General features: G+C 65.9%; 26 protein-coding genes and 1 tRNA gene. 11 read left to right on the top strand and 16 right to left on the bottom strand.

Annotated elements, in window-relative coordinates; all coding sequences use genetic code 11:
• Nucleotides 1-381: 381 nt before the first annotated feature.
• The 9 genes from pheT to rpmI all read right to left on the bottom strand — a co-directional run bounded on the left by pheT (nucleotide 382) and on the right by rpmI (nucleotide 6272).
• Nucleotides 382-2775, bottom strand: coding sequence for a phenylalanine--tRNA ligase subunit beta (gene pheT / locus ACODTW_RS11100; RefSeq protein WP_488946061.1), 2394 nt, complete (start codon nucleotides 2773-2775; stop codon nucleotides 382-384).
• A gap of 267 nt (nucleotides 2776-3042) precedes the next feature.
• On the bottom strand, nucleotides 3043-3192 hold the full coding sequence (locus tag ACODTW_RS11095) for a hypothetical protein (protein ID WP_488946060.1): 150 nt from the start codon (nucleotides 3190-3192) through the stop codon (nucleotides 3043-3045).
• Nucleotides 3193-3229: 37 nt separating this feature from the next.
• Nucleotides 3230-3523: a DUF2442 domain-containing protein gene (locus ACODTW_RS11090; protein ID WP_488946059.1), complete on the bottom strand. Its 294-nt coding sequence runs from the start codon at nucleotides 3521-3523 to the stop codon at nucleotides 3230-3232.
• A gap of 10 nt (nucleotides 3524-3533) precedes the next feature.
• Nucleotides 3534-3782, bottom strand: coding sequence for a DUF4160 domain-containing protein (locus ACODTW_RS11085; RefSeq protein ID WP_488946058.1), 249 nt, complete (start codon nucleotides 3780-3782; stop codon nucleotides 3534-3536).
• A 1-nt stretch (nucleotide 3783) separates the two neighbouring features.
• Nucleotides 3784-4860 carry a phenylalanine--tRNA ligase subunit alpha gene (pheS, locus tag ACODTW_RS11080; protein WP_488946057.1) on the bottom strand — a complete coding sequence of 359 codons (1077 nt, stop codon included), beginning with the start codon at nucleotides 4858-4860 and terminating at the stop codon, nucleotides 3784-3786.
• Between the two features lie 12 nt (nucleotides 4861-4872).
• Nucleotides 4873-5325: a type II toxin-antitoxin system VapC family toxin gene (locus ACODTW_RS11075; protein WP_488946056.1), complete on the bottom strand. Its 453-nt coding sequence runs from the start codon at nucleotides 5323-5325 to the stop codon at nucleotides 4873-4875.
• Nucleotides 5322-5567, bottom strand: coding sequence for a hypothetical protein (locus tag ACODTW_RS11070; protein WP_488946055.1), 246 nt, complete (start codon nucleotides 5565-5567; stop codon nucleotides 5322-5324). The genes ACODTW_RS11075 and ACODTW_RS11070 overlap by 4 nt, the downstream gene beginning before the upstream one ends.
• A gap of 129 nt (nucleotides 5568-5696) precedes the next feature.
• Nucleotides 5697-6059: a 50S ribosomal protein L20 gene (gene rplT, locus ACODTW_RS11065; RefSeq protein ID WP_488946054.1), complete on the bottom strand. Its 363-nt coding sequence runs from the start codon at nucleotides 6057-6059 to the stop codon at nucleotides 5697-5699.
• Nucleotides 6060-6071: 12 nt separating this feature from the next.
• Entirely contained in the window at nucleotides 6072-6272 is a 201-nt protein-coding gene (gene rpmI / locus ACODTW_RS11060) for a 50S ribosomal protein L35 (protein WP_488946053.1), read from the bottom strand.
• A 154-nt stretch (nucleotides 6273-6426) separates the two neighbouring features.
• Between rpmI and ACODTW_RS11055 the strand changes: the two genes are divergently transcribed.
• Nucleotides 6427-6876 carry a DUF488 domain-containing protein gene (locus tag ACODTW_RS11055; protein ID WP_488946052.1) on the top strand — a complete coding sequence of 150 codons (450 nt, stop codon included), beginning with the start codon at nucleotides 6427-6429 and terminating at the stop codon, nucleotides 6874-6876.
• 4 nt (nucleotides 6877-6880) lie between these two features.
• Here the strand turns inward: ACODTW_RS11055 and ACODTW_RS11050 are convergent, their stop codons facing one another.
• A complete protein-coding gene (locus ACODTW_RS11050) occupies nucleotides 6881-7765 on the bottom strand; it encodes a LysR family transcriptional regulator ArgP (protein WP_488946051.1) in 885 nt (294 codons plus the stop codon).
• Nucleotides 7766-7869: 104 nt separating this feature from the next.
• On the opposite strand from ACODTW_RS11050, the gene ACODTW_RS11045 reads away from it, so the two are divergent.
• Nucleotides 7870-8469, top strand: a complete 600-nt coding sequence (locus ACODTW_RS11045; protein ID WP_488946050.1) for a LysE/ArgO family amino acid transporter — start codon at nucleotides 7870-7872, stop codon at nucleotides 8467-8469.
• A 40-nt stretch (nucleotides 8470-8509) separates the two neighbouring features.
• On the opposite strand, the gene htpG is transcribed toward ACODTW_RS11045, so the two are convergent.
• Nucleotides 8510-10390, bottom strand: coding sequence for a molecular chaperone HtpG (htpG, locus tag ACODTW_RS11040; protein WP_488946049.1), 1881 nt, complete (start codon nucleotides 10388-10390; stop codon nucleotides 8510-8512).
• Between the two features lie 303 nt (nucleotides 10391-10693).
• Here htpG and ACODTW_RS11035 point away from each other — a divergent pair.
• Both ACODTW_RS11035 and ACODTW_RS11030 read left to right on the top strand, forming a co-directional pair.
• Nucleotides 10694-10769 (top strand) — tRNA-Ala (locus tag ACODTW_RS11035).
• A 113-nt stretch (nucleotides 10770-10882) separates the two neighbouring features.
• Complete coding sequence (locus ACODTW_RS11030) at nucleotides 10883-11236, top strand: hypothetical protein (protein WP_488946047.1); 354 nt, start codon at nucleotides 10883-10885, stop codon at nucleotides 11234-11236.
• A 68-nt stretch (nucleotides 11237-11304) separates the two neighbouring features.
• Here the strand turns inward: ACODTW_RS11030 and ACODTW_RS11025 are convergent, their stop codons facing one another.
• Nucleotides 11305-12264: an adenosine kinase gene (locus ACODTW_RS11025; RefSeq protein WP_488946206.1), complete on the bottom strand. Its 960-nt coding sequence runs from the start codon at nucleotides 12262-12264 to the stop codon at nucleotides 11305-11307.
• A gap of 186 nt (nucleotides 12265-12450) precedes the next feature.
• On the opposite strand from ACODTW_RS11025, the gene ACODTW_RS11020 reads away from it, so the two are divergent.
• Complete coding sequence (locus tag ACODTW_RS11020) at nucleotides 12451-13131, top strand: EI24 domain-containing protein (RefSeq protein ID WP_488946046.1); 681 nt, start codon at nucleotides 12451-12453, stop codon at nucleotides 13129-13131.
• An 84-nt stretch (nucleotides 13132-13215) separates the two neighbouring features.
• Complete coding sequence (locus ACODTW_RS11015) at nucleotides 13216-13974, top strand: bactofilin family protein (protein ID WP_488946045.1); 759 nt, start codon at nucleotides 13216-13218, stop codon at nucleotides 13972-13974.
• A 68-nt stretch (nucleotides 13975-14042) separates the two neighbouring features.
• Here the strand turns inward: ACODTW_RS11015 and ACODTW_RS11010 are convergent, their stop codons facing one another.
• The 3 genes from ACODTW_RS11010 to ACODTW_RS11000 all read right to left on the bottom strand — a co-directional run bounded on the left by ACODTW_RS11010 (nucleotide 14043) and on the right by ACODTW_RS11000 (nucleotide 17393).
• Complete coding sequence (locus tag ACODTW_RS11010; protein WP_488946044.1) at nucleotides 14043-15764, bottom strand: acyl-CoA dehydrogenase family protein; 1722 nt, start codon at nucleotides 15762-15764, stop codon at nucleotides 14043-14045.
• 119 nt (nucleotides 15765-15883) lie between these two features.
• On the bottom strand, nucleotides 15884-16555 hold the full coding sequence (locus ACODTW_RS11005) for a CoA transferase subunit B (protein ID WP_488946043.1): 672 nt from the start codon (nucleotides 16553-16555) through the stop codon (nucleotides 15884-15886).
• A gap of 136 nt (nucleotides 16556-16691) precedes the next feature.
• Nucleotides 16692-17393, bottom strand: coding sequence for a CoA transferase subunit A (locus ACODTW_RS11000; RefSeq protein ID WP_488946042.1), 702 nt, complete (start codon nucleotides 17391-17393; stop codon nucleotides 16692-16694).
• Between the two features lie 261 nt (nucleotides 17394-17654).
• Here ACODTW_RS11000 and ACODTW_RS10995 point away from each other — a divergent pair, with 261 nt between their 5' ends.
• Nucleotides 17655-18173 (top strand): c-type cytochrome, encoded by a 519-nt coding sequence (locus tag ACODTW_RS10995; protein WP_488946041.1) that lies wholly within the window; start codon nucleotides 17655-17657, stop codon nucleotides 18171-18173.
• A gap of 107 nt (nucleotides 18174-18280) precedes the next feature.
• Nucleotides 18281-18952 carry a MarC family protein gene (locus ACODTW_RS10990; protein ID WP_488946040.1) on the top strand — a complete coding sequence of 224 codons (672 nt, stop codon included), beginning with the start codon at nucleotides 18281-18283 and terminating at the stop codon, nucleotides 18950-18952.
• A 46-nt stretch (nucleotides 18953-18998) separates the two neighbouring features.
• Here ACODTW_RS10990 and ACODTW_RS10985 read toward each other — a convergent pair whose 3' ends face one another.
• Nucleotides 18999-19946 (bottom strand): methylated-DNA--[protein]-cysteine S-methyltransferase, encoded by a 948-nt coding sequence (locus ACODTW_RS10985; RefSeq protein ID WP_488946039.1) that lies wholly within the window; start codon nucleotides 19944-19946, stop codon nucleotides 18999-19001.
• A gap of 193 nt (nucleotides 19947-20139) precedes the next feature.
• Between ACODTW_RS10985 and ACODTW_RS10980 the strand changes: the two genes are divergently transcribed.
• The 3 genes from ACODTW_RS10980 (at nucleotide 20140) to ACODTW_RS10970 (ending at nucleotide 25591) form a co-directional block, all read left to right on the top strand.
• The gene (locus ACODTW_RS10980) at nucleotides 20140-21996 is read left to right on the top strand and encodes a LodA/GoxA family CTQ-dependent oxidase (protein ID WP_488946038.1); all 1857 of its coding nucleotides are present in this window, start codon (nucleotides 20140-20142) and stop codon (nucleotides 21994-21996) included.
• A gap of 13 nt (nucleotides 21997-22009) precedes the next feature.
• Entirely contained in the window at nucleotides 22010-23077 is a 1068-nt protein-coding gene (locus ACODTW_RS10975; protein ID WP_488946037.1) for an FAD-dependent monooxygenase, read from the top strand.
• A 78-nt stretch (nucleotides 23078-23155) separates the two neighbouring features.
• Nucleotides 23156-25591 (top strand): patatin-like protein, encoded by a 2436-nt coding sequence (locus ACODTW_RS10970; protein WP_488946036.1) that lies wholly within the window; start codon nucleotides 23156-23158, stop codon nucleotides 25589-25591.
• Nucleotides 25592-25654: the final 63 nt, after the last annotated feature.

Here is a 25654-nt window from a genome sequence, read left to right as displayed (position 1 = left end):
GGCCTGCTTTTGTGCAAGGGATGTGACGGGTTTGTTGCACCGCTGTTCTGGTGATCAATTTGTATGCAACTTGGCATAATGCATAGACAATTTAATTCATGATAAGCCAAATGGACATTGCGCTGAGTGTTACTGAGTTAGCTTTCGTTATTTTTGTAGATATATGAAAGAATTTCTAAATTCATTCTTAGAATATCGAGGTAGGAGTTCAGTAAGGGTGCGGGAAATTTAGAGCATGACGTTAACGTAAGGTGTTGATGACGTCTGCGTAATCGGGCACCTTTGACCTGCGATAATCGCATGTATGCCCTGAAAATAAAGGGGGCGTCGCGTGTGGCGACGCCCCCGCAGGCAACGAAAAGAAGCGGCTGCTGTGACCGGTCAGCCGCGCAGCGCCGCGCCGGTGGCCTTGGCGACGGCACCTACGACTTTGGTCGCCACCGCCTCGATCTCCACATCCGTCAGGGTCTTGTCGACCGGCTGCAGCGTGACGGTCAGGGCGACCGACTTGAAGCCCGGATCCACGCCCTTGCCTTCATAGACGTCGAAGATGGCGACGTCGCTGATCAGCAGCTTGTCGGCCCCCTTGGCCGCCTTCACCAGCTTGTCGCTGTCGGTGGCCGACGCCACCAGGAAGGCGAAGTCGCGATCCACGGGCTGGAACGGTGACAGGGCCAGCAGCGGCTTGGCCGTGCCGCCCTTCTTCTTCGGTGCCGGCACGGCATCCAGGAACAACTCGAACGCCACAACGGGGCCGGTGACGCCCAGGGCCTCCAGCAGGGCCGGATGCACTTCGCCGAAACGGCCCAGGACCGTGGGGCCCAGACGCAAAACGCCCGACCGACCCGGATGGTACCAGCCCGGCGCGTCGCGCGTGACTTGCAGGTTGGCCGTCGGCGCCCCGGCGGCCTCCAGGATGGCCAGGGCGTCGGCCTTGGCGTCGAAGGCATCGACGGGGCGTTCGCCCTTGGACCAGTTGCGCGGCACGGCCGCACCGGCGCGCACGCCGGCCACGACCAGATCCTGGCCCTTTTCGCTGCCATCGCGGAAGGCGGGGCCGACCTCGAACAGGCCGACATCCTTGAAGCCCTTGGCGGCATTGCGGCCGGCGGCGGGGATCAGGGTGCCCAGGATGGAAGGGCGCATGACGGCCAGATCGGCGCTGATCGGGTTCAGCAGGCGCAATTCATCCTTGTCGCCATCGAACAGGGCGGCGACCTTGGGATCGACGAAGGACCAGGTGACGCTTTCCAGCAGCCCGCGGCCGGCGGCGGCGCGGCGGGCATTGGACCGGCGGCGCTGTTCCGATGACAGGGCCGGGGCCGTCGTACCCACCTCGCGCGGCAGCGGCGTGGCCGGGATCTTGTCGAAGCCGTTGACGCGCAACACCTCCTCCACCAGATCGGCCTCACCCTCCACATCGCGGCGCCAGGACGGCACCTCGGCCGCCAGCACGCCATCGTCACGGTGCGCAACGGTGAAGCCCAGCGCGGTCAGGATACGAACCTGTTCCTCCACCGGCACATCGACGCCGCCCAGATGGGCGACGCGGCCCGGGCGCAGGGTCAAGCTGCGCGCCCAAGCCGGCTCCGCGCCGGACAGGCTGACGGACCCGGCCTCGCCGCCGCACAGATCCAGAATCATGGCGGTGGCCAGCTCGACCTTTTCCAGGATGTTGGCCGGGTCGACGCCGCGTTCGAAACGGTAACGGGCATCACTGTCCAGCTGAAGGGCACGGCCAGCCTCGGCGATGCGCACCGGCTCGAACGTCGCCACTTCCAGCACGACGTCGGTCGTGTCGGCCGTCACCCCCGTCGTCTCCCCGCCCATGACACCGGCCATGGAGATCATGTGGGCGTCGTCATAGATGCCGATCAGGCCGGCGGGCGGGGCATATTCCTTGCCGTTCAGGGCCAGCAGCCTGTCGCCTTCCGCCGTGGGGCGCAGGCTGATACCGCCCGTCAGCCTGGCAGCGTCAAAGACGTGCAGCGGGCGGCACAGGTCCAGGCTGAAATAATTGGTGATGTCGACCAGGGCGCTGATCGGACGCAGACCCACGGCCAGCAACCGGTCGGCCAGCCATTTCGGGCTGGGGCCGTTCTTCACGCCGCGGATCAGGCGGAAGGCGATCTGTGGGCAGCCGGGATGATCCAGCGTCACCTTCAACGGATTGTCGAAGGCGGGCGCCACCGGGGTGACGGGCAGGGGCTTCAGCGTGCCCAGGCCGCTTGCCGCCAGATCACGGGCCACGCCGCGCACGCCGGCGCAATCCACGCGGTCCGGCGTCAGGGCGATCTCGATCACGGGATCGGACAGGCCGCGCCAATCGGCGAAGGACCCGCCCACGGGCGCGTCTTCGGGCAGTTCAATGATGCCGTTATGTTCGTCCGACAGCAGCAATTCGCGTTCCGAACACATCATGCCGCGGCTTTCCACCCCACGGATGGAGCCCACGGACAAGGTGTCGCCGGATACGGGGATCACCGTGCCGGGGGCGGCGAACACGACTTTGATGCCGGCCCGGGCATTGGGTGCGCCGCAGACGACCTGCACCGGCTCACCGGCGCCGGTATCGACCATGCACAGGCGCAGCTTGTCGGCGTTGGGGTGCTTTTCCGCCGACACGACATGGGCGATGCGGAAGGCGGCCAGGGCGGCGCCCCGATCCTCGACCCCCTCGACCTCCAGCCCCAGGGCTGTCAGCGCGTCGGTGATCTGGTCCAGCGTGGCATCGGTGTCGAGATGCGTCTTCAGCCAGGAAAGGGTGAACTTCATGGGGAAACCGTTCGCAGCAGCATGATGGGCCGGCGGTACCCCGCCAGGGGCTGTATGATTAGCGGCTTAGGCGCAGGTGATCAACGCCCGCGCCTGCGCGGGTGGTACGCTCAGGATGCCGAGGATGACAGGATATCGTAGGTGGCCATAGCGTCGAGAATGTGGACGACATATTGGCTCCCAAACGTCACCCGCCGCCCCCAACATCGACCATGTCCCGTTTATCGGGAGCTATACGTGCTGATTGAGCAATAGCCAGAGAGGACATCAGTCATATAGTTCCTCCCTGGACCAGGGAGCACCGATCTTGATCGGCTGCTGTTCAAGGCGGGAAAGGAGCGAATGCCTTAAGTCCTTCTCACGGTCAGGCTTTCCGCCTTCACTTCCGTCGACAGTCATGCCCTGATCGTCGGTCATGTCGCCCGGGCCTCCTTGCACCGCTTCAGAAGCCTGCTCACTCCGCCGCTACCGGCTGGTTGAAGGGATTGTCGGCGGGGTGGGCATCGAACCACAGGGCATCGGCATCCATGTCGATCTCCCCGGGCCAGACCAGGGAGCGACCGCGCGGTCCGACCGCCACATTCGCCAACGATTCGGGCCTGGACAAGGCCGCAAACACGCCCCCCTGCGCAATGACCGGGGCCATGTCGAAGCGGGTCGATTGCCCATTCTCCCAGGTCAGGGTCAGGCAAGGCGCCCCGCTGGCAACCTGCACATCAACAATCCGGTTCAGCAGCAATCCAGGCATGGGACAAACCTCACAAGCGGTCCGGGACGGCATGGCTGCGGCATTTCACCCAGTTCAGTGCCAGGGCCGGCTGTCGCGGTTGCGCCCAGCCGATCACCTGGCGCAACACACGGGCGGGCAGTTGCCCGGCAATGACCTGCATATCCGCAATTCGCAGCAATGCCTCCTCCTCCCCATACTCCACATGGAAATGGGGAGGATCATGGTCCCGATAATACATCAGAACCTTGATCCCGTCGAATTCCGCGATCAGCGGCATCTCAGCGGGTAAGGCCCTGGGCCAGATTCGGCTGGTCCAGCGGCACGAAGCCGTAATGGCGCAGCCAGCGCAGGTCGGCGTCGAAGAAGGAACGCAGGTCGGGGATGCCATATTTCAGCATCGCCACGCGCTCGATCCCCATGCCGAAGGCAAAGCCCTGGTATTTGCTGCTGTCGATGCCGCAATTTTCCAGCACCTTGGGATGGACCATGCCCGACCCCATGATTTCCAGCCAATCGCCATGGTTGCCCAGCTTCAGTTCCCCACCCTTGCGCGAACAGCCGATATCCACCTCGGCCGACGGCTCCGTGAAGGGGAAGAAGCTGGGGCGGAAGCGGATGGGCAGGTCATCAATCTGGAAGAAGGCGCGGCAGAATTCCAGGATGCAGCCCTTCAGATGGCCCATATGGATATCCTCGCCAATCACCAGACCTTCGATCTGATGGAAGACGGGCGTGTGGGTCTGGTCATAGTCGGACCGATAGGTGCGGCCGGGCGCAATGATGCGGATCGGCGGCTTCTGCTTCAGCATGGTGCGGATCTGCACCGGGCTGGTATGGGTGCGCAGCACCCGCGCCGCGCCTTCTGCCGATGGTGGCAGATAGAAGGTGTCGTGCATCTGGCGCGCGGGATGTTCCGGCGGGATGTTCAGCGCCGTGAAATTATTGAAGTCCGTCTCGATATCCGGCCCCTCGGCCACCGTGAAGCCCATGGCGGCGAAGATCGCCACCATCTCGTCCACCGTCTGGCTGATCGGGTGGATGCGGCCCTGGACCTCGGGACGCGCCGGCAGGGTGACGTCGATGCGCTCGGCCGCCAGGCGGGCCTCCAGCTCGATCTTCTTCAGCTCACCCCGGCGGGCCTCGATCGCAGCTTCCACGGCGGTCTTCACGGCGTTCAGCGCCGCCCCGCGGGCCTTGCGCTCGTCCGGGGTCAGGTTGCGCATATCGCCCATCAGGGCCGTGATCTTGCCCTTCTTGCCCATGACGGCAACCCGCACCTCTTCCAGGGCGGCGCTGTCATTGGCAGAGGCGATTGTGGCCAGGGTTTCGGCCTTGAGCGTATCGAGCGTGTCCATGATGGATCCGGATCAGGAAGGGGTGGGGGCGCAAGCGCCCGGTTGGAATTCGGTGAGCGGGATGATGAGGCTGGCCCAGGGCGGCAAGGGTTTGATCTGTCGTACCTTCTCGGCCAGTCGCCGATCTGCCGTCACCAGCGGAGCCGGCAATTTTTGCGCCAACGCGACATAGAACATGTCGTATGCCGGATGCCCGGTCGCCCGCGCCAGCCACATCGCATCCGTCAGCAGCGACTTTGAGGGTGTCACGGCCAGTTTCAATTGACCGATGGCCTCCAGAGCCTGCGCCGCGATGGGTTCAGTTGCCTCACCACGCACCAGCTTCTTCCACAGGATATTCGCCACTTCGGCGAACATCAGGTCGGGTGCATGCAGTTCGGCGTGGAGCAATGGCTCGGCCAGCGGCGAATCCGGTTCGGCAAGGGCCAGCTTGATGGCAACGGACGCATCCAGCACATATCTCATCGGTGGTCGCTGTCGCGGTCTTCCCGCAACAGCACCTCCGATGGTGTATGGCACATGCCGGCACTGGCGGCCCGCAGGGATGCCAGACGCGCGATCAGTTCCGGCGATTGGCCGATGCAACTCACCTGCGCCGCCAGGACAGCCGTCGCCTCTTCTTCGACCGTCCGGCCGGAACGCAGGGCGCGGTCTTCCAAACCCTTGATCAGGGCTTCGTCGTCGATGCGGATGGTCAGCGATCCCATGGCGTTCTCCGGTTCCGGTCGGGTTCCGATGATAGCACAGATGCCAGGCGCATAAGCAAAAGGGGGAGCGGGCCCGCCGGGCCTGCTCCCCCTTCAACTTGCAACCGGTCTGAAATCCGTTACCGGAAATCAGGCGGCCTTGAGAGCAGCCTGGGCGGTTTCGCACAGGCTCTTAAAGCTCTCCGGCTCGCGGGCGGCGATGTCGGACAGGACCTTACGGTCCAGCTCGACGCCGGCGCGCTTCAGGCCGTGGATCAGCGTGCTGTACTTCAGCCCGTGCAGACGCGCACCGGCGTTGATACGCTGGATCCACAGGCCGCGGAAATCGCGCTTCTTGTTGCGACGGTCGCGATAGGCGTAACGAAGCGCCTTCTCGACCTTTTCAATCGCAACGCGATAGCACTTGGAACCGCGACCACGGTAGCCCTTGGCGAGCTTCAGGATCTTCTTGTGACGGGCGTGGGTGGTGACGCCCCGCTTAACGCGTGCCATAGGTCAGCCTCCTCACTTAACCCGCAGGAAATTCTCGGCGATCTTCTCGCCATCGGCCTTGAACATGACAAACGTGCCGCGCGCGGTACGCTTCATCTTCTGAGGACGCTTGCTCATGCCGTGGCGCTTGCCGGCGGCCTGGGCCTTGACCTTACCCGAAGCGGTGAACTTGAACCGCTTCTTCGAGCCAGAATGGTTTTTCAACTTGGGCATTTTCGGTCCTTCTAACATATGAACGGCGGGCATGCCCCGGGCATCACGCCCGGCCTCACCGTTCGATAGAGCGGGTGTGTATAGTGGAGTGGGCACGGGTTGGCAAGGCCGCAGGCCCGCGCGGCCGGCATGGCGGCCCGGCGAAGGAGGTTGCATGACCCTGTTCACCATCGGATATGAGGGCGCGTCGCAAGGGGCGGTGATCGCGGCCCTGAAGGCGGCGGGGGTCCGGCTGCTGCTGGATGTGCGCGAACTGCCCTCCTCCCGCCGTGCCGGCTTTTCCAAATCGCCGCTGCGTGCCAGCCTGGAGGCCGAAGGGATCGACTATCTGCACCTGAAGAAGCTGGGCACACCCAAGGAAGGGCGGCTGGCCAACCGCGCCGGGCGGATGGCGGAATTCTGGTCAATCGTGGAGGAGGGGCTGGCACGGCCGGAGGCACAATATGAACTGGCACTGGCCGGTGGTCTGGTGCTGGAGAAACCGGCCTGCCTGCTGTGTTTTGAGGCCGACCATACGCAGTGCCACCGGCTGACCGTGGCGGACAGGCTGGTGGCGACGCACGGAATGGATGTGACGCACCTGCGGCCCGATCCGGGGTTTTGACGGATCACCCTGCCCGCAGATGGGCAGCCGCCACGCGCCGCACGGTTGTGGTCAAAGCCGCCAGCGCTTTGCTGGCGATTCGGCTGCGCTGCCAATAGAGCGGCACGTCCAGCTCCGTACCGGGCACCAGCGGCAGCAGCCGACCATCCGCCAGGCATGGGGCCGTCACATCGGCGATATTCATGCCCCAGCCGATACCGGCCAGGGCCGCATCCAAGAAGGCCTGGGAGGAGGGCAGCCAATGGGTCGGCACGTCCAGGTCCCGTCCCAGCAGGCGGCGCAGCCATTCAGCCTGCAGCCCGTCCTTGCGGTTGAAGGTCAGGCACGGGGCATCGGTCAGCGCGGCGGCCGTGACGCCATCGGGGAAATGCTGGCGCCTGTAGGCAGGGCTGGCGACCGCGACATAGCGCAACGACCCCAGCGCAAAGCAGTCGCACCCCGTCACCGGCCGGTCGCTGGCGGTGATGGCGGCCAACACCTCACCTTGCCGCAGCCAGTCGGCGCTGTGGTCCTGATCATCCAGCACCAGATCGAACAGCAGGTCGGGATGGGCTGCCATGACCGGGATGAACCAGCCGGCCAGACTGTCAGCATTCACGGCGATTCGCAGGGTCGGGCGTGTCGCCACCGGCCCCAGGCCGGGTAGTGCTGCCGGCAGTTCGCTTTCCAGCAGGGCAACCTGCTCGACATGCTGGCACAGGGTCTGGCCGGCCAGCGTGGCCGTGCAGGGCTGTCCGCGCAGCACCAGCACCGTGCCCACCCGTTCCTCCAGCAGTTTGATCCGCTGCGACACCGCCGAGGGCGTTACGTGCAGCTCTCTTGCTGCCCGTTCGAAACTGCCGCTGCGGATGACGGCGGCCAGGGCTTCCAACAGGGAATAATCCAGCATGGAATTAGCATTTCTTAATCAGATTTAAGTTCTTTAACTACGTTAATCCGATGCCGGGTGATAGCTGGATGGGGCCTTTGTGCCATTTTTGGAGCCGCCCGCCCATGCAAACCGCCTTCCTCTCCGGCTATCTGCTCTGCCTGGGGCTGATCACCGCTATCGGAGCGCAGAACGCCTTTGTCCTGCGCCAGGGGCTGCGGGGGGAACATGTCTGGGCGGTCTGTCTGGCCTGTGCCCTGTCCGATGCCGTGCTGATGCTGGCGGGCGTGTTCGCCCTGTCCCGGCTGGAAGGCTGGCTGCCGGGGCTGGCCGGCGGGCTGCGCTATGGCGGCGCCCTGTTCCTGGCGGCCTATGGGCTGCGCAGTCTGGCGTCGGCCTGGCGCGGGGGCGGGGTGCTGGATCCGGCGGCCGGGGCGGGCAAGGGGCTGGTGGCGACGCTGGGCGTCTGTCTGGCGCTGACCTGGCTGAACCCGCATGTCTATCTGGACAGCGTGCTGCTGGTCGGCTCCGTGGCCGGCCGATTCGGTGAGGCGCGGTTCCTGTTCGCGCTGGGCGCGATTGCCGCTTCCTTCAGCTTCTTCTTCGCGCTCGGCTATGGGGCGCGGCTGCTGCGGCCCCTATTCGCGCGGCCCCTGTCCTGGCGCGTGCTGGATGGCGGGGTGGCCATCACCATGTGGGGTCTGGCGGTGGGTTTGGTGATGTGACGCCGGCGATCCAAGACCGCCGGCGTCATCCAGGGAGTGATCAGCCCAGGCCCTTCTCGACAAAGGCGGCCATGCGGCGGGCAAAGGCGATGGGATCGGGCAGGGCTTCCCCTTCCACGATCCGCGCCTGATCCAGCAGCAGCCAGGCCGCATCCTCCAGCGCCGTGGCGGCCCCGTCCTGCCCGGCCTTTTCGGCCAGACGACGGATCAGCGGGTGGCTGGCATTGATCTCCAGCACGCGCTTGGCGGTGTCATCCGCCCCCAGCTGACCATGCTGCTTCAGCAGGCGCTGCAGGTGGATATCCATGTCGCCATCATCGGCCACCAGACAGACGGCACTGTCGGTCAGGCGTTCGGACCGGCGCACATCCTTCACCGTGTCGCCCAGGGTCAGCTTCAGCAGGGCCGTCAGGGAGGACAGGTCGCCATCGGCGGCCTTGTCCTTCTGTGCCTCCTCCGGCTTCTCCTCGCCCTTGATCTTGGACAGGTCGGCCCCGCCGCGGGTGACGGACTTGAACGGCTTGCCTTCCGCCTCGCGCACGGAACCCAGCCAGAATTCGTCCACCGGGTCGGTCAGCAGGATGACCTCCACGCCCTTGGCGCGGAAACCTTCGACCTGCGGGCTTTTCTCCAGGGCCGATTTCTCGTCACCCGTGATGTAGTAGATGGCGTCCTGGCCTTCCTTCATGCGGCCGACATAGGTCGCCAGGCTGACCAGCTCGCCCTTGCTCTCCGTCGTGCGGAAGCGCAGCAGCTTCAGCAGATCGTCGCGGTGGGTGAAGTCCTCGTACAGCCCTTCCTTCAGCACGGCCCCGAACGCGTCCCAGAAGCGGGCGTAATCGGCGGCTTGCTCCGGATCGGCGGCCTTCTTGTTCAACTCGCCCAGCACGCGCTTGACCACGCCGGCCTTCAGCTTGGCCAGTACGGGGTTGTGCTGCAGCATCTCGCGGCTGACATTCAGCGGCAGATCCTCGCTGTCGACCACGCCGCGCAGGAAGCGCAGATAGGGGGGCACCAGCCCCTCCGCCTCGTCGGTGATGAAGACGCGGCGGACATACAGCTTCACATGATGGGCACGGCGCGGATCGAACAGGTCGAAGGGCCGCTGCTGCGGCACGAACAGCAGGCCCGTATATTCGATCACGCCCTCGGCGCGCCAATGCAGGGTCAGCCACGGCTCGTCAAAGCTGTGCCCGACATGATGATAGAATTCCTTGTACTGCTCCTCGGTCACTTCCGACTTGGACCGGGTCCACAGCGCACTGGCCGCGTTCACCGATTCGGCGCTGTCGGCGCCCAGATGGATGGGCACGGCGATATGGTCGGAATATTTCTTCACGACCGTGCGCAGGCGGTGTTCCTCCAGGAAATCCTTCTCGTCCGCCTTCACATGCAGGACGATGCGGGTGCCGCGGGCCGGCGCGTCGGTGCTTTCGGCCACCGTGAAGCTGCCCTTGCCATCGCTGACCCACAGCCAGCCATGCTTTTCCCCCGCACGGCTGGAATAGACCTCCACCTTGTCGGCGATCATGAAGGCGGAATAGAAGCCGACGCCGAACTGGCCGATCAGGCTGACATCCTTCTTACTGTCGCCCGACAGGTTCTTGACGAAGGCCGACGTGCCCGACCGGGCGATGGTGCCCAGATTGTCGACCAGATCCTGCCGGTTCATGCCGATGCCATTATCGGTCACGGTCAGGGTGCCGGCATCCTTGTCGATGATCAGGCTGATCTTGAAATTGGGGTCGCCTTCCATCAGCGACGCATCGGTCTGCGCGGCATAGCGCAGCTTGTCGCAGGCGTCCGACGCGTTGGAGATCAGTTCCCGCAGGAAGACTTCCTTCTCCGAGTAGAGGCTATGCGCCACGATATCCAGCAGGCGGCTGACCTCGGCCTGGAAACTGAGCCGTTCCTCACTCATCTCTCTCACCATTCAATGAATTCGGGGTCCGTCACGGGCTTGTTGAAAGCCGGTGACGGATATGGGGCAAGGCGAGAAGTTGCGCAAGTGTCTGGCTTGACGGGCTGCCGGGTCGTTGCAACCGTCGACCCTGATCACCGCGATGCGTCGCCGATAGGGGCATCGGGCGGAATGGTGACGCAGCACCGGTCCATGCACAGGATCGAACCCAGGGGTGCGATGCCATGCTTGACAGGGCCGGGTCGGATCAGCATTATCCGCGCCACTTCGGAGGTCCGCCGCTCTGGTGGATATCGATGGTGTGGGGCCGTAGCTCAGCTGGGAGAGCGACGCGTTCGCAATGCGTAGGTCGGGAGTTCGATCCTCCTCGGCTCCACCATTCCTCCATTCCCAATCGAACATGTCGGGTCCAGGGTCGGCCGATGACCAACATCGCCCCACGTACGCTCGTGACCCTGGTGACGGGTGTCCTGCGGACGGGTATGGTTAACCATGCCGACTGAAATCCGTCATATCATCTTCAGCAATGAAGAGGTGATCCGGGCCGTGGTGGATTATCACCGCCGGTCGGGCAGCCCCTTGCCGTCGGGCAGCATCATCCGGCTGGAGCTGATCACCGAACCCATGGTGCGCTGCGCCCTGCATATCGGGCTGGATGACGGGGCGCGGCAGGTGCATTGGGTGGACAACCCGACCCTGGCCGCCTGCCTGATCTTCTTCTGCATCAACCAGCGCATCCCGCTGCCGACCAAATCGGCCAAGCAGTTGACCATGATGAACGACAAGGTGGCCCTGGTCGTCCACAAGACGGCTCAGACCGACCGCCCCGGCGCGCGCGTGGGCTGAAGATCGGGAAAGAAGAAAGGGCGGAGTCGCCCCCGCCCTTTCCCCCTCAATCCCGATGCCGGGACATCTCACAGCCCCTTGGACTTCACCAGCTCGGCCAGGTTCACTTCCGACCGGGCGCCGTAATGGCCGATGATTTCACCCGCGCAGATGGCGCCCAGACGGGCACAGGTGGCCGGGTCGCGGCCCTGCGTGTAGCCGTAGAGGAAACCGGCGGCGAACAGATCGCCCGCCCCCGTGGTGTCGACCACGGCTTCGACCTTCTCCGCCGGGACGTTATAGGCCTGTCCGCCGGTCAGGACGGTGGCGCCCTGTTCGCCGCGGGTCAGCACGGCCACTTCCACATTCCTGGCCGCTTCGGCGGCGGCGCTGTCGAAATCGCCACCGAACAGGGCGATGATCTCGCTTTCATTGGCGAACAGGATGTCGACATGGTTCTTGACCAGGTCGCGGAAGCTGTCCAGGTGGCGGTTGACGCAGAACGGGTCGGACAGCGACAGCGCCACCTTGCGGCCGGCAGCATGGGCCAGGGAAGCCGCCTTCAGGAAGGCTTCCTTGGCGGCCGGCGGATCCCACAGATAGCCTTCCAGATAGACGACCTTGGACGACTGGATGATTTCCGCGTCGATATCGCCGGGCGTCAGGTCCAGGCAGGCGCCCAGGAAGGTGTTCATGGTGCGGTGGCCATCCGGCGTCACCAGGATCAGGCAGGACCCGGTCGGCTTGCCGTCGGTCAGGTCGGGCGTGTCGAAACGCACGCCGGCGGCGCGGATGTCGTGGCGATAGACCTTGCCCAGCTGATCATGCGCGACCTTGCCCACGAACACGCCCTTGCCGCCCAGCGACGCCAGGGCAGCCATGGTGTTGCCGGCCGATCCGCCGGACATTTCCAGGCCGGGGGCCATCTTGTTGTAGAGATCATCCGCCTCTTCGGCGCTGATCAGCCGCATGGCGTTCTTCAACAGGCCGTTGGCGGTCAGAAACTCTTCACTGGCCTTGGCGATCACATCGACAATCGCATTGCCCATACCCACTACATCGTAAACAGCCGCCACGAATGGCCTCCACCAAGCAAAAGGAATTGGCCGGGAGTATAGGCAGGCGGCGCCTTGCGGCAAGTGCGCTGATATCCCCATATGATGCAGCGCCGCGCATGGGTCGCGGCAGCGCCGTCGCCTTCTGGCGGCAGCAGGCATGGGAGGCTGGTAGAAATCATGATCCGGCATCTGGCGCGCGCCATGGCGCAAATGCCCGACCCGTCCTTCCTGCGCGTGCTGATCGGATCGGCGCTGGGCACGCTGCTGCTGTTTGCGGGCCTGCTGTCGGGGTTCGGCTGGCTGCTGACCCATACGGCGCTGTTCGACATCGCCTGGGTCGATACCGGCATTGATCTGCTGGGCGGGCTGGCGACGCTGGCTTTGTCCTGGCTGATGTTTCCGGCCGTGATGGTGGCTGTTTCCGCCACCATGCTGGACGGCATCATCGATGCCGTGGAGCGGCGCCATTACCCCCATCTGCCCCCGCCCAACCGGATACCGGTCTGGCGCGCCGTGTGGGAGGGGCTGAAATTCCTGGGGCTGGTGCTGGCCCTGAACCTGCTGGCCCTGCCCTTCTATTTTGTGCCCGTGCTGAACCTGGTGGTCTGGTTCCTGGTCAACGGCTATCTGGTCGGCCGGGAATATTTTGAGCTGGTGGCCGTCCGCCGGCTGCCGATCGGCGCCGTGCGGGCCCTGCGCGACGACCATCGGGTGGGACTTTTTGTGGCGGGCATCATTATCGCCTTTCTTTCGTCACTGCCGATCGTCAATCTGCTGGTGCCCGTGCTGGCCGCCGCTTTCATGGTGCATCTTTTTGAAGAGATGTGCCGCGATCTTCCATCGAAGGCTGCTGCTTGATCGCGGGTTCTGCTATACCGCCTTGCGGGGTCGCGCCATGGGCCGACCCCCACCCTGAGCCAGTGCATTTGGGGGCCGACACCAATGTTCCGACGCCAGAGACCGCCTTTCCCGCCGGGCACGCCCACCCCGCCAGCCGCCCCCCCGCCGCCCGTTGACAGCACACCGGCTGCACCCGCTGCCGGGTTCCGTCAGGCGGACCCGGCAGCCGACGCCATTGCCGCCGCACCTGCCGCCGACCAAGGTACCGACACCAGCCCGAGGACGACGATGAACACGCCTTTCACCACCCCGACCGCTTCCCCGGGCGCCAGCGCCGGTTCCATTCCGCGCCGCGTCGTGGACATTCCCAACAGCCCGCCCAAGCGCGTGGCGCCGACGGGCGTGGAAGGCACCAGCCCGGCCCCGTCGACCGAGATGCGCAAGCTGATCGTCGGCCGCGACATCAGCCTGTCGGGTGAGATTGCCGCCTGTGACGTGCTGGTCGTGGAAGGCACGGTGGAGGCCAAGCTGCGCGACGGCCATGTCGTGGAAATCGCCGATACGGGCCTGTTCAAGGGCTCCGTGGAGATCGACGAGGCCGATATCGGTGGCCGGTTCGAAGGTGACATCACCGTGCGCGGCACGTTGAAGGTCCGCGCCACGGGCCGCATCCTGGGCAATATCCGCTATGGCACGCTGGAAGTGGAAAATGGTGGGCAGCTGGCCGGTACGATCCAGGTGATCGGCCAGGAGCCGGTCATCCCCACCGTCCCGGTGGAGGTTGCCCTCGCCGCCGCGGAGGCCCCCGCCCCCGCGGTTGCGTCCACCGAAGAGGCTGTTGAGGCCGAGACCATCGGCTGATCCCGCCCTTTCCCGGGTCCTGTTGAGGAAACCCCGCCGGCAAACCGGCGGGGTTTTTTCATGGCGCTTCACCAGCCCACGGGTTCATAGGCCAGGACAGCGTCGAACTCCGCATTGGCCGGATCGATATTGGCGCTGATCGGGTCGGCCTTGCCCAGGACCTTCAGCACAAAGCGGCAGGCCACCAGCCATTTGCGCCGGTCGCCCCATTTCAGCTCCGCCACCGCCTCCTCGCACAGCAGGGCCGCCGCTGCCGTGTCGGCCATCAGGTTCAGCAGCCGCCGACCATGGCGCGGCCCCTGATCGGGATTGCGGCGCAGAAAGGACAGGGCGGCGCGGCATTCCTCGATCGCCCCTTCCAGGATGGCCGACACATCCTCCACGGCCGGTTCCTTGGCGGCGGGCGGCAGGTCGGACAGGATGGTGCCGACGCGGGCCAGGAAGATCTGATCGCCCGGCCGCTTGCCCGCCACCAGCCGCAGCAGTTCCAGTGCCTGGATATTGGCCGGCCCTTCCCAGACCGACACGACCAGACAGTCGCGGTAGAAGCGGCTGGTCGCCATCTCGTCGGTATAGCCGTTGCCGCCCACCATCTCCACGGCATGGCGGCAGGCGGTGACGGCCTGTTCGGCCGTGCGGTACTTGGCCAGCGCCGTGATCAGGCGCAGCCAGTCGCCCCCCATCTCCGGATCGGCCAGTTGTGCGTCGAAGGCCAGGACGGATTCAAAGGCCAGCGCCGTCGCCGCCTCCAGTTCCATCTGCATGTCCAGCAACTGGTCCTGCACCATCGGGTACTGGCGGATGGGCCGGCCGAAGGCGACGCGGTGCGTGGCCCAGCCGGCACTTTCCAGAAAGGCCCGGCGCAGCAGCCCGGCCGACCCGACGGCATTATGGATGCGGCTATATTCCAGCGCCGCCATCATCATCTTCAGCCCGTCGGGCGGGGCTGCCATCTCCACGGCCCAGCAGCCATTCAGGTCCAGTTCGGCCGTGGCCAGCCCCTTGGTCCCGGCCTTTTCCTTCAGGCGGCGGGCGCGCTGATGGTTGGGTGTGCCATCGTCCAGATGCGAGGGCACCAGATAGCAGCCCAGGCCGCGCCCGCCCGGTTCCGCCCCGTCCGGCCGCGCCGTGGCCATGGCCAGCCCCGCGCCGGCATTGCTGGTGAACCATTTGATGCCGTGCAGGCGGTAGCCGTCATTGCGCTGTTCGGCCCGCGTCGTCGTGGCCCCCACATCCGACCCGCCATGCAGCTCCGTCGCCCAGGTGCCGCCGGACAGGGCCAGCCCGTCCATGCGGATCATTTCCGGCAGATACCGGCCGCGCACCGCCGCCGGGGCCAGACTGTCCAGCACATGCGCCACCGCGCCCGTCATGGTGACGGGGCAATGGATGGAGATGTCGGCCTGCGACAGCATATAGCCCATGGTGAAGCAGGCGGCATGGCTCTGCGCCCCCGTCGGCCCCTTGCCGTCGGGCAGGTAGGCCAGCCCGACGGCACCCCGGCGGTAGGCTTCGGCATGGCAGTTCAGATAGTCGCGGTTGAAGACGACGCGGCCCGTGCGGTTGCCGTCAAGATCATAGCCATCCAGGCGCGGCGGGGCGAACCGGTCGGTATATTCGGCCTGCGCGTCCAGCGTTTCCCCGGCCCAGGCGCCGAATTCCGACAGGCGCTGTTCATGCGCCTCCAGCACATGCGGCGCGCGACGTTCCAGCAAGCGGATCAGGTTGGTGTCGGTTTCGAAGAAATTCGTACCACGCGCCGTGCGCGGATAATCGGCGGCGTCGGTCATGACCGGTTCCTTCCCCTGGATGTGGCGGGAAGGATGACGAAAAGGGCAGGGGGATGCCAAAGAAAAAGGGAGGGGGAACACCCCCTCCCGTCAACGCTCGCCTGACAAGGTGTCGGGTATCAGCCCAGAACCCCGTCCGCGATCTCGAATTCCGCTTCCGTCTTCGACTTGATCTCCTCCAGCGTCACGCCGGGGGCCAGTTCGATCAGGGTCAGCGGGCCGTGGCCATGCTTGTCGACCTGGAACACGCCCAGGTCGGTGACCACCAGGTCGACGACGCGGGTGCCGGTCAGCGGCAGGGTGCAGGCCTTCAAGAGCTTGGGTTCGATGGCGCCCGTCTTCTTGTCGACGGCGCAATGTTCCATCACCACCACGACCTTCTTGACGCCGGCCACCAGATCCATGGCGCCGCCCATGCCCTTGACCATCTTGCCGGGGATCATCCAGTTGGCCAGATCGCCATTGGCGGCCACCTGCATGGCGCCCAGCACCGACAGGTCGATATGCCCGCCACGGATCATGGCGAAGCTGTCGGCACTGCTGAAATAGCTGCTGTAGGGCAGCTCGGTGATGGTCTGCTTGCCGGCATTGATCAGGTCGGCATCCTCTTCCCCTTCGAACGGGAAGGGGCCCATGCCCAGCATGCCATTTTCCGACTGCAAGGTGACATGCATCCCGTCGGGGATGAAGTTCGCCACCAGGGTCGGGATGCCGATGCCCAGATTCACATAGAAACCGTCGCGCAACTCCTTGGCGGCGCGGGCGGCCATTTCTTCACGGGTCCAAGCCATGATGTTGGTCTCCCAAAAAGTTTACATGCCCCCTCAAGCGCCGGGCGCCGCCATCCGGCGGCTTGGCTTGCGGCACCATGGGGTGCCGGGCCGCCGGTCGGCGGCCTACCCGCCACTCGCAGGGGCGAGCGTCGGGTCAGTCGCGCTTGCGGGTGGTGCGCTGTTCGATGCGCTTCTCGTGCTCGCCCATGATGATGCGCTGCACGAAGATGCCGGGCGTATGGACATGATCGGCGTCGATCATGCCGACATTCACCAGCTGCTCCACCTCTGCCACCGTGACCTTGCCTGCCATGGCCATCATCGGGTTGAAGTTGCGCGCCGTCTTGCGATAGATCAGGTTGCCTTCCGTGTCGCCCTTCCAGGCCTTCACGATGGCCAGATCGGCGCGCAGGCCGCGCTCCATGACATAGGTCTCGCCGTCGAACTCGCGCAGTTCCTTGCCCTCGGCCACCAGCGTGCCCACGCCCGTCTTGGTGAAGAAGGCGGGGATGCCCGCCCCGCCAGCGCGGATGCGCTCGGCCAGCGTGCCCTGCGGGTTGAATTCAAGCTCCAGCTCACCGGACAGGAACTGCTGCGCGAACAGCTTGTTCTCACCCACATAGGAGCTGATCATCTTCTTGATCTGCTTGGTCTCCAGCAGCTGGCCCAGGCCGAAGCCGTCCACGCCCGCATTGTTGGAGATGACCGTCAGGCCCTTCACGCCCGACAGCTTGATGGCCGCGATCAGATTTTCGGGAATGCCGCAGAGGCCGAACCCGCCGGCCATCACGGTCATGTCGTCGCGCAGCAGCCCTGCCAGGGCCGATACGGCATCGGTATAGACTTTCTTGCTCATGAGCGTGCCCGCGGCCTCCTCCATTTTGTGGGCTTTTCCCTTGAGGTGTACGGCGGTGCAGCATGGGAGTCAATGCGCCCCGGTCCGCATATCCGAAATATGATTCAGTTTTCAAGTCCCGTTGCGCTGGGTGCGACCGGCGCGGGTTCGCTGGATAGGGTGTAATGTTGCAATTGTTACATCTATGGCGATTATTGTGGCCCGCAGGCATGATCGGACCTGGATGGGACGATGATATCAGACGAACAAGTGAGAAGGATCATGCATTCCACATTTCCATCGGGGTCGGTCCGTCGCGGCGCGGCGATTATCCTGGCTCTGACGGGTCTTCTTGCCACGGCCCCGGCCGCCCTGGCCCAGGACAAGGCGCGCGGTGCCTACCTGGTGGGCATTCTGGGTTGTGGTGACTGTCACACGGCCGGCGCCATGGCCGGCAAGCCGGACACGGCCCGCCTGCTGGGCGGCAGCGATGTCGGCTGGGAAGTGCCCGGCATGGGTGTCTTCGTCGGCTCCAACCTGACGCCGGACAAGGAAACGGGCCTGGGCGCCTGGAGCGATGCCCAGATCGTGACGGCCCTACGCACGGGCGTCCGTCCCGATGGCCGGCAACTGGCCCCGGTCATGCCCTATATGGGCTATGCCAAGATGACGGATGCAGACGCCATCGCCATCGTCGCCTATCTGCGCAGCCTGAAGCCCGTATCGGCCAAGGCGCCGGGCCCGTTCGGTCCGGGGGAGAAGGTGACGGCGCCTTACTTCACGCTGGTCATGCCGAAGTAATCTGCGACCGGAATGGCGGTGGGGCGTCGCCATTCCGCCCGGCAATGCCATCAAATAGCAGCCCTGCCGGGCCGGCATTTTACTGTAACCATTGGTTGGGGTAGAGGATGTCCATCCCCGACATCCCCTATTCCCTTCTGGTGGCCGTCATGACCGACCTGGTCCTTTCGACCTTTATCGCGTTTTTCGTCACCATCGACCCCATCGGCCTGGGCCCCATGTTCGCCGCCCTGACGGCGGGGATGGACGGGCGCCATCGTCGCCGCACGGCGGTCAAGGGTGTGCTGATCGGCACGGGCCTGCTGTTCGGCTTTGCCTTCATCGGGGAATTGCTGCTGACCTCGCTGGGTATCGGCGTCGGGGCCTTCCGTATTGCCGGCGGCATCCTGCTGCTGCTGGTGGCCATCGACATGGTGTTCGCCCGCGAAAGCGGCCTGCGCACCGCCACGGCGGAGGAGAAGGAGGAGGCGACGCACAAGGCCGATATCTCCGTCTTCCCGCTGGCCATCCCGCTGATCGCCGGTCCCGGCGCCATGACCTCGGTCGTGCTGCTGATGGGCCGGGCCGATGGCGACCTGATGATGCAGGCCATCGTACTGGCCGTGCTGTCGGGCGTGCTGGGTGCCACCTTGCTGGTGCTGCTGTTCGCGGGCGAGGTCAGCCGGCTGCTGGGCGTCACCGGCATCAACGTGATCAACCGCGTGCTGGGCATCCTGCTGACGGCGCTCGCCTGTCAGTTCGTCATCGATGGCGTCATCGAAAGCGGCATGCTGCGGTAAGGCCAAGCCAACGGATGTTGGCGCCCGGCATGTGGGGGCATCGCATTCACTCCCCCGCCAGCCGTGCGGCCTCCCAGGCCAGCAGGGTGCGCTTCTGCACCGGACCCCAGCGGTAATTGTCCAGCACGCCGGTGCCGCGGATGACGCGGTGGCAGGGGATCAGCCAGGCGACCTTGTTGGCGCCCACGGCATTGCCCACGGCGCGGGCCGCACTGGGCTGGCCGATGCGTTCGGCGATGCCGGCATAGGTGGTGGCCCCGCCATAGGGGATGTCGAGCAGCGCCCGCCAGACCCGCATCTGGAAATTCGTGCCCTTCAGGTGCAGCGTCACCGGTCCGGCACCTTGCGCCGCCGGGTCTAGAGAGGTGGCGGCGGCCAGGGTGGGGGTGGGGTCTTCCACCAGCATGGCGTTGGGCCAGTCCCGCGCCAGTTCCGCCAACTGCCCCGCCGGGTCGCCATCGGCGCCCAGGAAGCCGAACCAGCAGACGCCGCGATCCGTGGCTGCAATCAGCGCGGCGCCCAGCGCCGTCTGATGTACGGCCCAGCGGATGGTCAGGCCCTGGCCCGCCGCCTTATATTCGCCTGGCGTCACGCCTTCGGCGACAACGAACAGGTCATGCAGGCGCGACGGGCCGGACAGGCCCAGATCCAGGCTGGCGCCCAGCAGGTCGGCCCCGCCTCCACCACTGTCCCGTAGCAGGGCACGGGCATGGCCCAGCGTGGCGAACTGCGCGAAGCGTTTCGGGCTGATCCCGGCCCAGCGCTTGAACAGGCGCTGGAAATGCCAGGGCGTCAGCCCGGCCTCTGCCGACAGTTCCTCCAGCGAGGGTGGTTCCTGCCAGTCGCGCGCCAGCCGGTGCAGGGCCTGGGCCACCAGTCGCGCGCCGCCATCGGCCAGCACGGGGTCGCGCGGATCGAACGGGCTGTCGGGGGGGACGGTCATGGCGGCAGATGGAATCGGACGGATGGGGAAGGGGGCGACGGTCGGCATCATCGGTCCTTTCGGGTCTGGATGCCAGAGATTGACCTCTTTCACCGGCCCGCCCCACCCGATTATTGCGGCGGGATGCGCGCGAGAGTTTCTATAACTTTTAATCGTATTAATAATTGTGCTTTAGAGGTTTCTCTCGCAATCTTCCGGCAGCCGGCCGACCGAAGGCCGTCGGTACAGAGGGAGGGAACGGGAAATGACACTGTCCAGCACGCAAGACGATGTGATCGTCAGCGCCGCGATCTATCCTTCCATCGGCATTGCCCGGGTGGGCAACAGCCCCGATGAATGGTTCCTGGGACCGGAAGTGCCGGAGCCGGCACCCAGGCCGCCCGGCTTCTACCGTGACGCCACGGGTGCGCTGAAGCGGCAGGCCGCGCGTTTCCGCGTCTATGGTCTGAACGCCAAGGGCGTGCCGGTGCGGGAACTGACCGCCGACAGCGGGGCCAAGGTCGAATGGCAGGTGCATCTGGCCAACCAGAAGGCCGCCTGGTACGAATTCCAGCTGGCGCTGGACATTCCCGAAGCCGCGACCGCCCCCCCTTCCTATCGCCGCAATGCCCAGGTGAAGGACCGGGCCTCGCTGGTCATCGATCCCGGACAGCGCTGGATTTCCGGCGCTTCCGCCGGTCCCGTCGCCTTCGACACGGGCCATTTCGTGGGCAAGCCCGTCTATCTGGGCGAATTGCGCACCGACGAGGCCGGACGGCTGGTGGTGCTGGGCGGCTATGGCAAGTCCGCCTCCTACAATGGCGCGCCGGCCGTGACCTTTGCCAATAATGACGGCTGGCATGACGATATCGCCGACGGGCCGGTGACGGCGACCGTGACCTGGCAGGGCAAGGAACTGACCGTGGCCCCGGCCTGGATCGTGGTCGGTCCGCCCAATTATGCCCCGCAGCAGAAATCCGTGCGCACGCTGTGGGACCTGATGCGCGACATCGCCTATGATCTGGGCTTCCTGACCCGGCCGGCCCGGCCGTCCTTCACGGGCGACATCCTGCCCATCTTTGAACGGCTGACCCATCTGCAATGGGTGAATGAAGGTTTTGCCCGTGGCTTTGGCTGGGGATCGCCCCTGGATTTCACCACGGCCGAATGGCGGGCCACGCTGGCCGATGCGTCGGACCAGAACAAGGAAAACCGCCGCCAGCTCTATAACCAGTTCCGCCAGGGCGACCGCGACAGCTGGTCGCCCGTGCCCTGGCCCTGGGTCTATGGCGATGCCATGGATGTGCCGGCGGCCAAGACCCCGCGCCAATATACCGAACTGACGGCGACGCAGCTGGGCTTCCTGAAGCAGTGGGTCGATGGCGATTTCATCCAGGATTACGACCCCGCCGCCACGCCGCCGCAAAGCCTGGATGACCTGCCCGTGGCCGACCAGCCCGACACGCTGGACCGCGCCTCGCTGGAATTCTGTCTGGCGGACGCCTTCCACCCGGGGTGCGAGATGACCTGGCCCGTGCGGTCGCAGAGCATCTTCATGGGCCCCTACCGTTTCCTGCACGCGCCCAACGGGCCGGAGCCGGATTATGGCCCCGTGCTGACGCCGGCCATCTGCCAGACGCCCATGGGCCCGCTTTATGGACAGCGGCCGGGCAGCATTTCCCGCTGGATGGCCGTGCCCTGGCAGACGGACACAGCCAGCTGCCGGTCAGGCTATGATCCGGACTATGATCCTTACTTGCCCACCTTCTGGCCGGCGCGCGTGCCCAACCAGGTGCTGACGCCCAGCGATTACCAGATCGTCATGGACAAGGACGCATCCACGGCGGATCGGCTGGCTGCCTTCGCTCGCCGCCAGTCCTGGGACGACACGCTGGGCACCGGCACCTACATCAGCCAGATCAACAACATGGCCAACAATATCGACATTGTGGCTGTGGTCGATGTCCTGCCCGGTCCCAGCGACGGCATCGCCCTGCCGCCGGTGATGGAGGTGGCGGACCGGGAGGCGGCCCCCGCCGCCCGTGGCCTGCTGGCTGGCGCGCGGGCCGATATGGAGGGGCTGCGTCAGGTCCGCCGCCTCACCCGCCGCGTTCGGCAGTGAGGCGACGCCCGAGGTGACTGAAGTCGATGTCCTGATCGTCGGGGCCGGGCCGGCGGGCTGTGTCGCCGCGCTGAACCTGGCCCCGACATGGCGGGTGATGCTGATCGACCGGCGCGTGGCAACTCCACCGCGCGTCGGCGAATCGCTGCCATCGGCCGCCGGGCGGCTGCTGGACGATATGGGACTGCTGGCGGAATTCCAGGCGCAGGGCCATGGGCACTGTCACGGCCAGCGATCGGTATGGGGTGGGCCGGCGGTGGTGGAACGCGATGGCTTGCGCGATCCCTATGGTCCCGGCTGGCATCTGGACCGGTCGCGGTTCGAGGGATGGCTGCGGGAGGTGGCCCGCCGTCGCGGGGCGGTGATGACCATTCCAGCCGACCTGGGCGGGATGGCCCGCGATGGCGCGGGCTGGCGCGTCGCCCTGGCCGGGGAGGCGCGGGGGGAGGTGCGGGCCCGGCTGCTGATCGATGCCGGCGGCCGGCTCTGCCCCGTGGCGCGGCGTTTGGGCATGGTGCCGCGTGCGGATGACCGGCTGGCCTGTGCCTGGGCCCATATCCCTGACAATGGACGGGAAGCGGGCCTGACCCTGATTGCTGCCGATCCCGATGGCTGGTGGTACAGCGCGCCGCTGCCGGCCGGCCGGCGGATCCTTGCCTTTCACAGCGATGCCGACCTGCCGGCCGTGCGAAAGGCGCATGAACGGGGTGGATTGCTGACGATGGCCGCCGGGGTGGCGATGCTGGCCCCGCTGCTGCCCGTGGATGATCCCGGCGGACCGGGCGGCTTCACGGGCGCCAACAGCGCCTTTCTGCCGGTGCCGGGCGGGCCGGGCTGGCTGGCCTGCGGCGATGCCGCTGCCGCCTTCGATCCGCTATCCTCCCAGGGGCTGTTCAACGCGCTTTATACCGGGCTGGCGGCGGCGGAGGCGGCAGACAGTACCCTGTCGGGCCAGGACGGCATTCCGGACTATGTTCAGCGCCTGGGCCTGATCCGTCAGACCTACCGCGCGCATCTGTCGGCCTGGTATGGGCTGGAACGGCGCTGGCCCGACCACCCGTTCTGGGCGCGTCGGTTATAAATGCGGCGGTTGTGAATATTGACGCCCATGCCGCCCGGCCCCACTCTCACGGGCTCTAACCAGCGGGAGGCCCGGCGGGTGAAGGAGAAGGAGCTGCGGATCGCGCTCGTCTGCTATGGCGGGGTCAGCCTGGCCGTCTATATGCATGGCGTCACCAAGGAATTGTGGAAGCTGGTCAGGGCCAGTCAGGCCCTGCATGCCGGACGCCCTGGCCATCCGGGCACGGGCCATGGCCAGGCCACCAGCTATGCTGCCGCCACGGAAGGTGACGATCGGCCGCATGATACCGAGGATATCTATTTCGAACTGCTGCACGACCTGCTGCCCGACCTGTCGCTGCGGGTGCTGATCGATGTCGTGGCCGGGGCCAGTGCCGGCGGCATCAATGGTGTGCTGCTGGCCCGTGCCCTGGCCCATGATCTGGACCTGGAGCCGCTGACCGTGCTGTGGCTGGAAAATGCCGACGTCACCCGTCTGCTGACGGCGGACAGCCGGGCCAGCAAATGGTCGAAATGGTTCATGCGTCCCGTGCTCTGGGCCCTGACCCGTTATCTGGAAAAGCTGGCCCCGGACGAGGAGGTGCGGGAGAAACTGTCGCTGTTCGTGCGGTCGCGCTGGTTCCGGCCACCGTTTGATGGCAAGCGGCTGATGGAATTCCTGCTTGATGCCGCCCATGCCATGGGCGACAGCGGCAAGCGCCCGCTGGCCAGCCTGCTGCCGCGTGGTCTGCCCTTGTCGCTGCATGTGACGGTGACGGATTTCCATGGCTACACGACGCGCATCCCCGCCCACGATCCGCCGGAGATCCTGGAGCGGGAACATCGCCACCGCTTCACCTTCCGCTATCGCCGGGGTGGGGAGGGGGAACTGGACAGCGATTTCAAGGATGGCGACGTGCCGGGCCTGGTCTTCGCCGCGCGGGCATCCGCCAGCTATCCCGGTGCCTTTCCCCCGGCCCAGGTCCGGCAGATGGACCGGCTGTTGAATGAACGTGGCGAGGGGTGGGAAGGCCGGGCCCATTTCTTCCAGCGCAACTTCGCCGAATATCGCCGTCAGGGCGCAGACCCGGAGCAGGCCAGCTTCATCGACGGCTCGGTGCTGAACAACAAACCGTTTGCCGCAGCCTTGTCGGCCATTGCCGGCCGCCCCGCCTATCGCGAGGTGGATCGCCGCGTCGTCTATATCGACCCCAAACCCGCGGTACGGCAGCCGGCTGGCGTGCGGCAGGAGGTGCCGGGCTTCTTCCGCACCATCCGCGGCGCCCTGTCCGATATTCCCCGCAACGAGCCGGTGCGCGACGAACTTCTGTCCATTGCCGGCCGCAACACCCGTATTGAACGGGTGCGCGGCCTGCTGGATGCTGCCCGGCCGCGGGTGGCCGAGCAGGTGGCGCTGGTCGTGGGCGGAGCGCTGCCCGCGGCCCCCAGCATCGAACAGATCCGCCACTGGCGCGACCGGGCCAGCGCCCAGGCCGCCTCCCAGGCCGGATTCGCGTTCGAGGCCTATCTGCGGCTGAAGATCGAAGGGGCGCTGGACCTGCTGGCCGATCTTCTGTGCCCTTGCCTGGGCCGGACCGATGCCGCCGCCCGCCCGGCCCTGTGCAAGGCGCTGCATGATTGGGCCCGGGCGCGCGACGTGCTGCCCGACAGGCTGGTGGAGCAGGTGGAGGGGCAGGAACGGCCCGCCTGGGTGCAGTTCCTGCGCGATTTTGACATCGCCTTCCGCGCCCGCCGCCTGCGCTTCCTGATCCGCGAACTGAACGCCATCTATCCGCTGGTGGGCGAAGGCGAACATGCCGACACCCATGCCCCCGACCTGGACGAGATGAAGGCCAGCCTTTACAGCGCGCTGGAACGGCTGCCCGGCCTGTCGGGGTCGGTGATGGGGGCGGACGGGCTGGGCATGTTCAATGCCGGGGAACGCAGTGCCTTCAACAGCCTGATGCGTGCCGACGGGCCGGTGCCGGGGCCTGAGACGCTGGACCGCGCCCTGGCCCATCTGGCCGGCGCCTGGAAGCTGGAGGCGCAGTCGGCGGAGGTGGACGAGATCTTCGCCCTGATGGGGCTGAACTATCTGGGTCCCGCCGCGCGGCGGCAGATATTCGAGGCCTATCTGGGCTTCGCCTTCTGGGACGTGCTGACCTTTTCCACTTCTGGCTGGGTGGAACTGGATGAGTTCCACGCCATCCGCGTCGACCGCATTGCCCCACCCGATGCCCGCCTGCTGCGCCGGGGCGGGGCGCCCAATGAATTGCGCAGCGCGCGCATGAACGCCTTTGGCGGCTTTTTCAGCCGGCATGACCGGGAACATGATTATCTGCTGGGCCGGCTGCATGCGGCCGAACGCTGCATCGATCTGGTTATCGATGCCGGTGGGGTGCAGATATCGGAAGCCCGGTCCAACGCCCTGAAACTGCGCGCCTTCCACGCCATCCTGCGCACGGAGGAAGGCCGCCTGGGCCCCGACAACCGCGCGCTGAACCAGGTGCGGGCCTGGGTGGAGGGCTGTGGCTGATGGCGAAGAACGGCAATCCCGGCTTTGCAGGGGACGGCGGGAAGCCCCATCTGCTAAAACCCA

This window comes from Niveispirillum sp. FG148, from assembly GCF_057809655.1.
This window is presented reverse-complemented; position numbering and strand designations above follow the sequence as displayed.

What these genes read in the sequence shown, in the direction of transcription:
- ACODTW_RS11045 (WP_488946050.1), top strand. Translation starts at nt 7,870, where the DNA reads ATGCAAACCGCCTTCCTCTCCGGCTATCTGCTCTGCCTGGGGCTGATC.
- pheT (WP_488946061.1), bottom strand. Translation starts at nt 2,775, where the DNA reads ATGAAGTTCACCCTTTCCTGGCTGAAGACGCATCTCGACACCGATGCC.
- ACODTW_RS11075 (WP_488946056.1), bottom strand. Translation starts at nt 5,325, where the DNA reads ATGAGATATGTGCTGGATGCGTCCGTTGCCATCAAGCTGGCCCTTGCC.
- ACODTW_RS11055 (WP_488946052.1), top strand. Translation starts at nt 6,427, where the DNA reads ATGACCCTGTTCACCATCGGATATGAGGGCGCGTCGCAAGGGGCGGTG.
- pheS (WP_488946057.1), bottom strand. Translation starts at nt 4,860, where the DNA reads ATGGACACGCTCGATACGCTCAAGGCCGAAACCCTGGCCACAATCGCC.
- ACODTW_RS11000 (WP_488946042.1), bottom strand. Translation starts at nt 17,393, where the DNA reads ATGAGCAAGAAAGTCTATACCGATGCCGTATCGGCCCTGGCAGGGCTG.
- rplT (WP_488946054.1), bottom strand. Translation starts at nt 6,059, where the DNA reads ATGGCACGCGTTAAGCGGGGCGTCACCACCCACGCCCGTCACAAGAAG.
- ACODTW_RS11050 (WP_488946051.1), bottom strand. Translation starts at nt 7,765, where the DNA reads ATGCTGGATTATTCCCTGTTGGAAGCCCTGGCCGCCGTCATCCGCAGC.
- ACODTW_RS11005 (WP_488946043.1), bottom strand. Translation starts at nt 16,555, where the DNA reads ATGGCTTGGACCCGTGAAGAAATGGCCGCCCGCGCCGCCAAGGAGTTG.
- htpG (WP_488946049.1), bottom strand. Translation starts at nt 10,390, where the DNA reads ATGAGTGAGGAACGGCTCAGTTTCCAGGCCGAGGTCAGCCGCCTGCTG.
- rpmI (WP_488946053.1), bottom strand. Translation starts at nt 6,272, where the DNA reads ATGCCCAAGTTGAAAAACCATTCTGGCTCGAAGAAGCGGTTCAAGTTC.
- ACODTW_RS11010 (WP_488946044.1), bottom strand. Translation starts at nt 15,764, where the DNA reads ATGACCGACGCCGCCGATTATCCGCGCACGGCGCGTGGTACGAATTTC.
- ACODTW_RS11085 (WP_488946058.1), bottom strand. Translation starts at nt 3,782, where the DNA reads ATGCCGCTGATCGCGGAATTCGACGGGATCAAGGTTCTGATGTATTAT.
- ACODTW_RS11095 (WP_488946060.1), bottom strand. Translation starts at nt 3,192, where the DNA reads ATGACCGACGATCAGGGCATGACTGTCGACGGAAGTGAAGGCGGAAAG.
- ACODTW_RS10985 (WP_488946039.1), bottom strand. Translation starts at nt 19,946, where the DNA reads ATGATGCCGACCGTCGCCCCCTTCCCCATCCGTCCGATTCCATCTGCC.
- ACODTW_RS11015 (WP_488946045.1), top strand. Translation starts at nt 13,216, where the DNA reads ATGTTCCGACGCCAGAGACCGCCTTTCCCGCCGGGCACGCCCACCCCG.
- ACODTW_RS11025 (WP_488946206.1), bottom strand. Translation starts at nt 12,264, where the DNA reads ATGGGCAATGCGATTGTCGATGTGATCGCCAAGGCCAGTGAAGAGTTT.
- ACODTW_RS11070 (WP_488946055.1), bottom strand. Translation starts at nt 5,567, where the DNA reads ATGGGATCGCTGACCATCCGCATCGACGACGAAGCCCTGATCAAGGGT.
- ACODTW_RS11090 (WP_488946059.1), bottom strand. Translation starts at nt 3,523, where the DNA reads ATGCCTGGATTGCTGCTGAACCGGATTGTTGATGTGCAGGTTGCCAGC.
- ACODTW_RS10995 (WP_488946041.1), top strand. Translation starts at nt 17,655, where the DNA reads ATGCATTCCACATTTCCATCGGGGTCGGTCCGTCGCGGCGCGGCGATT.
- ACODTW_RS10980 (WP_488946038.1), top strand. Translation starts at nt 20,140, where the DNA reads ATGACACTGTCCAGCACGCAAGACGATGTGATCGTCAGCGCCGCGATC.
- ACODTW_RS11030 (WP_488946047.1), top strand. Translation starts at nt 10,883, where the DNA reads ATGCCGACTGAAATCCGTCATATCATCTTCAGCAATGAAGAGGTGATC.
- ACODTW_RS10990 (WP_488946040.1), top strand. Translation starts at nt 18,281, where the DNA reads ATGTCCATCCCCGACATCCCCTATTCCCTTCTGGTGGCCGTCATGACC.
- ACODTW_RS11020 (WP_488946046.1), top strand. Translation starts at nt 12,451, where the DNA reads ATGATCCGGCATCTGGCGCGCGCCATGGCGCAAATGCCCGACCCGTCC.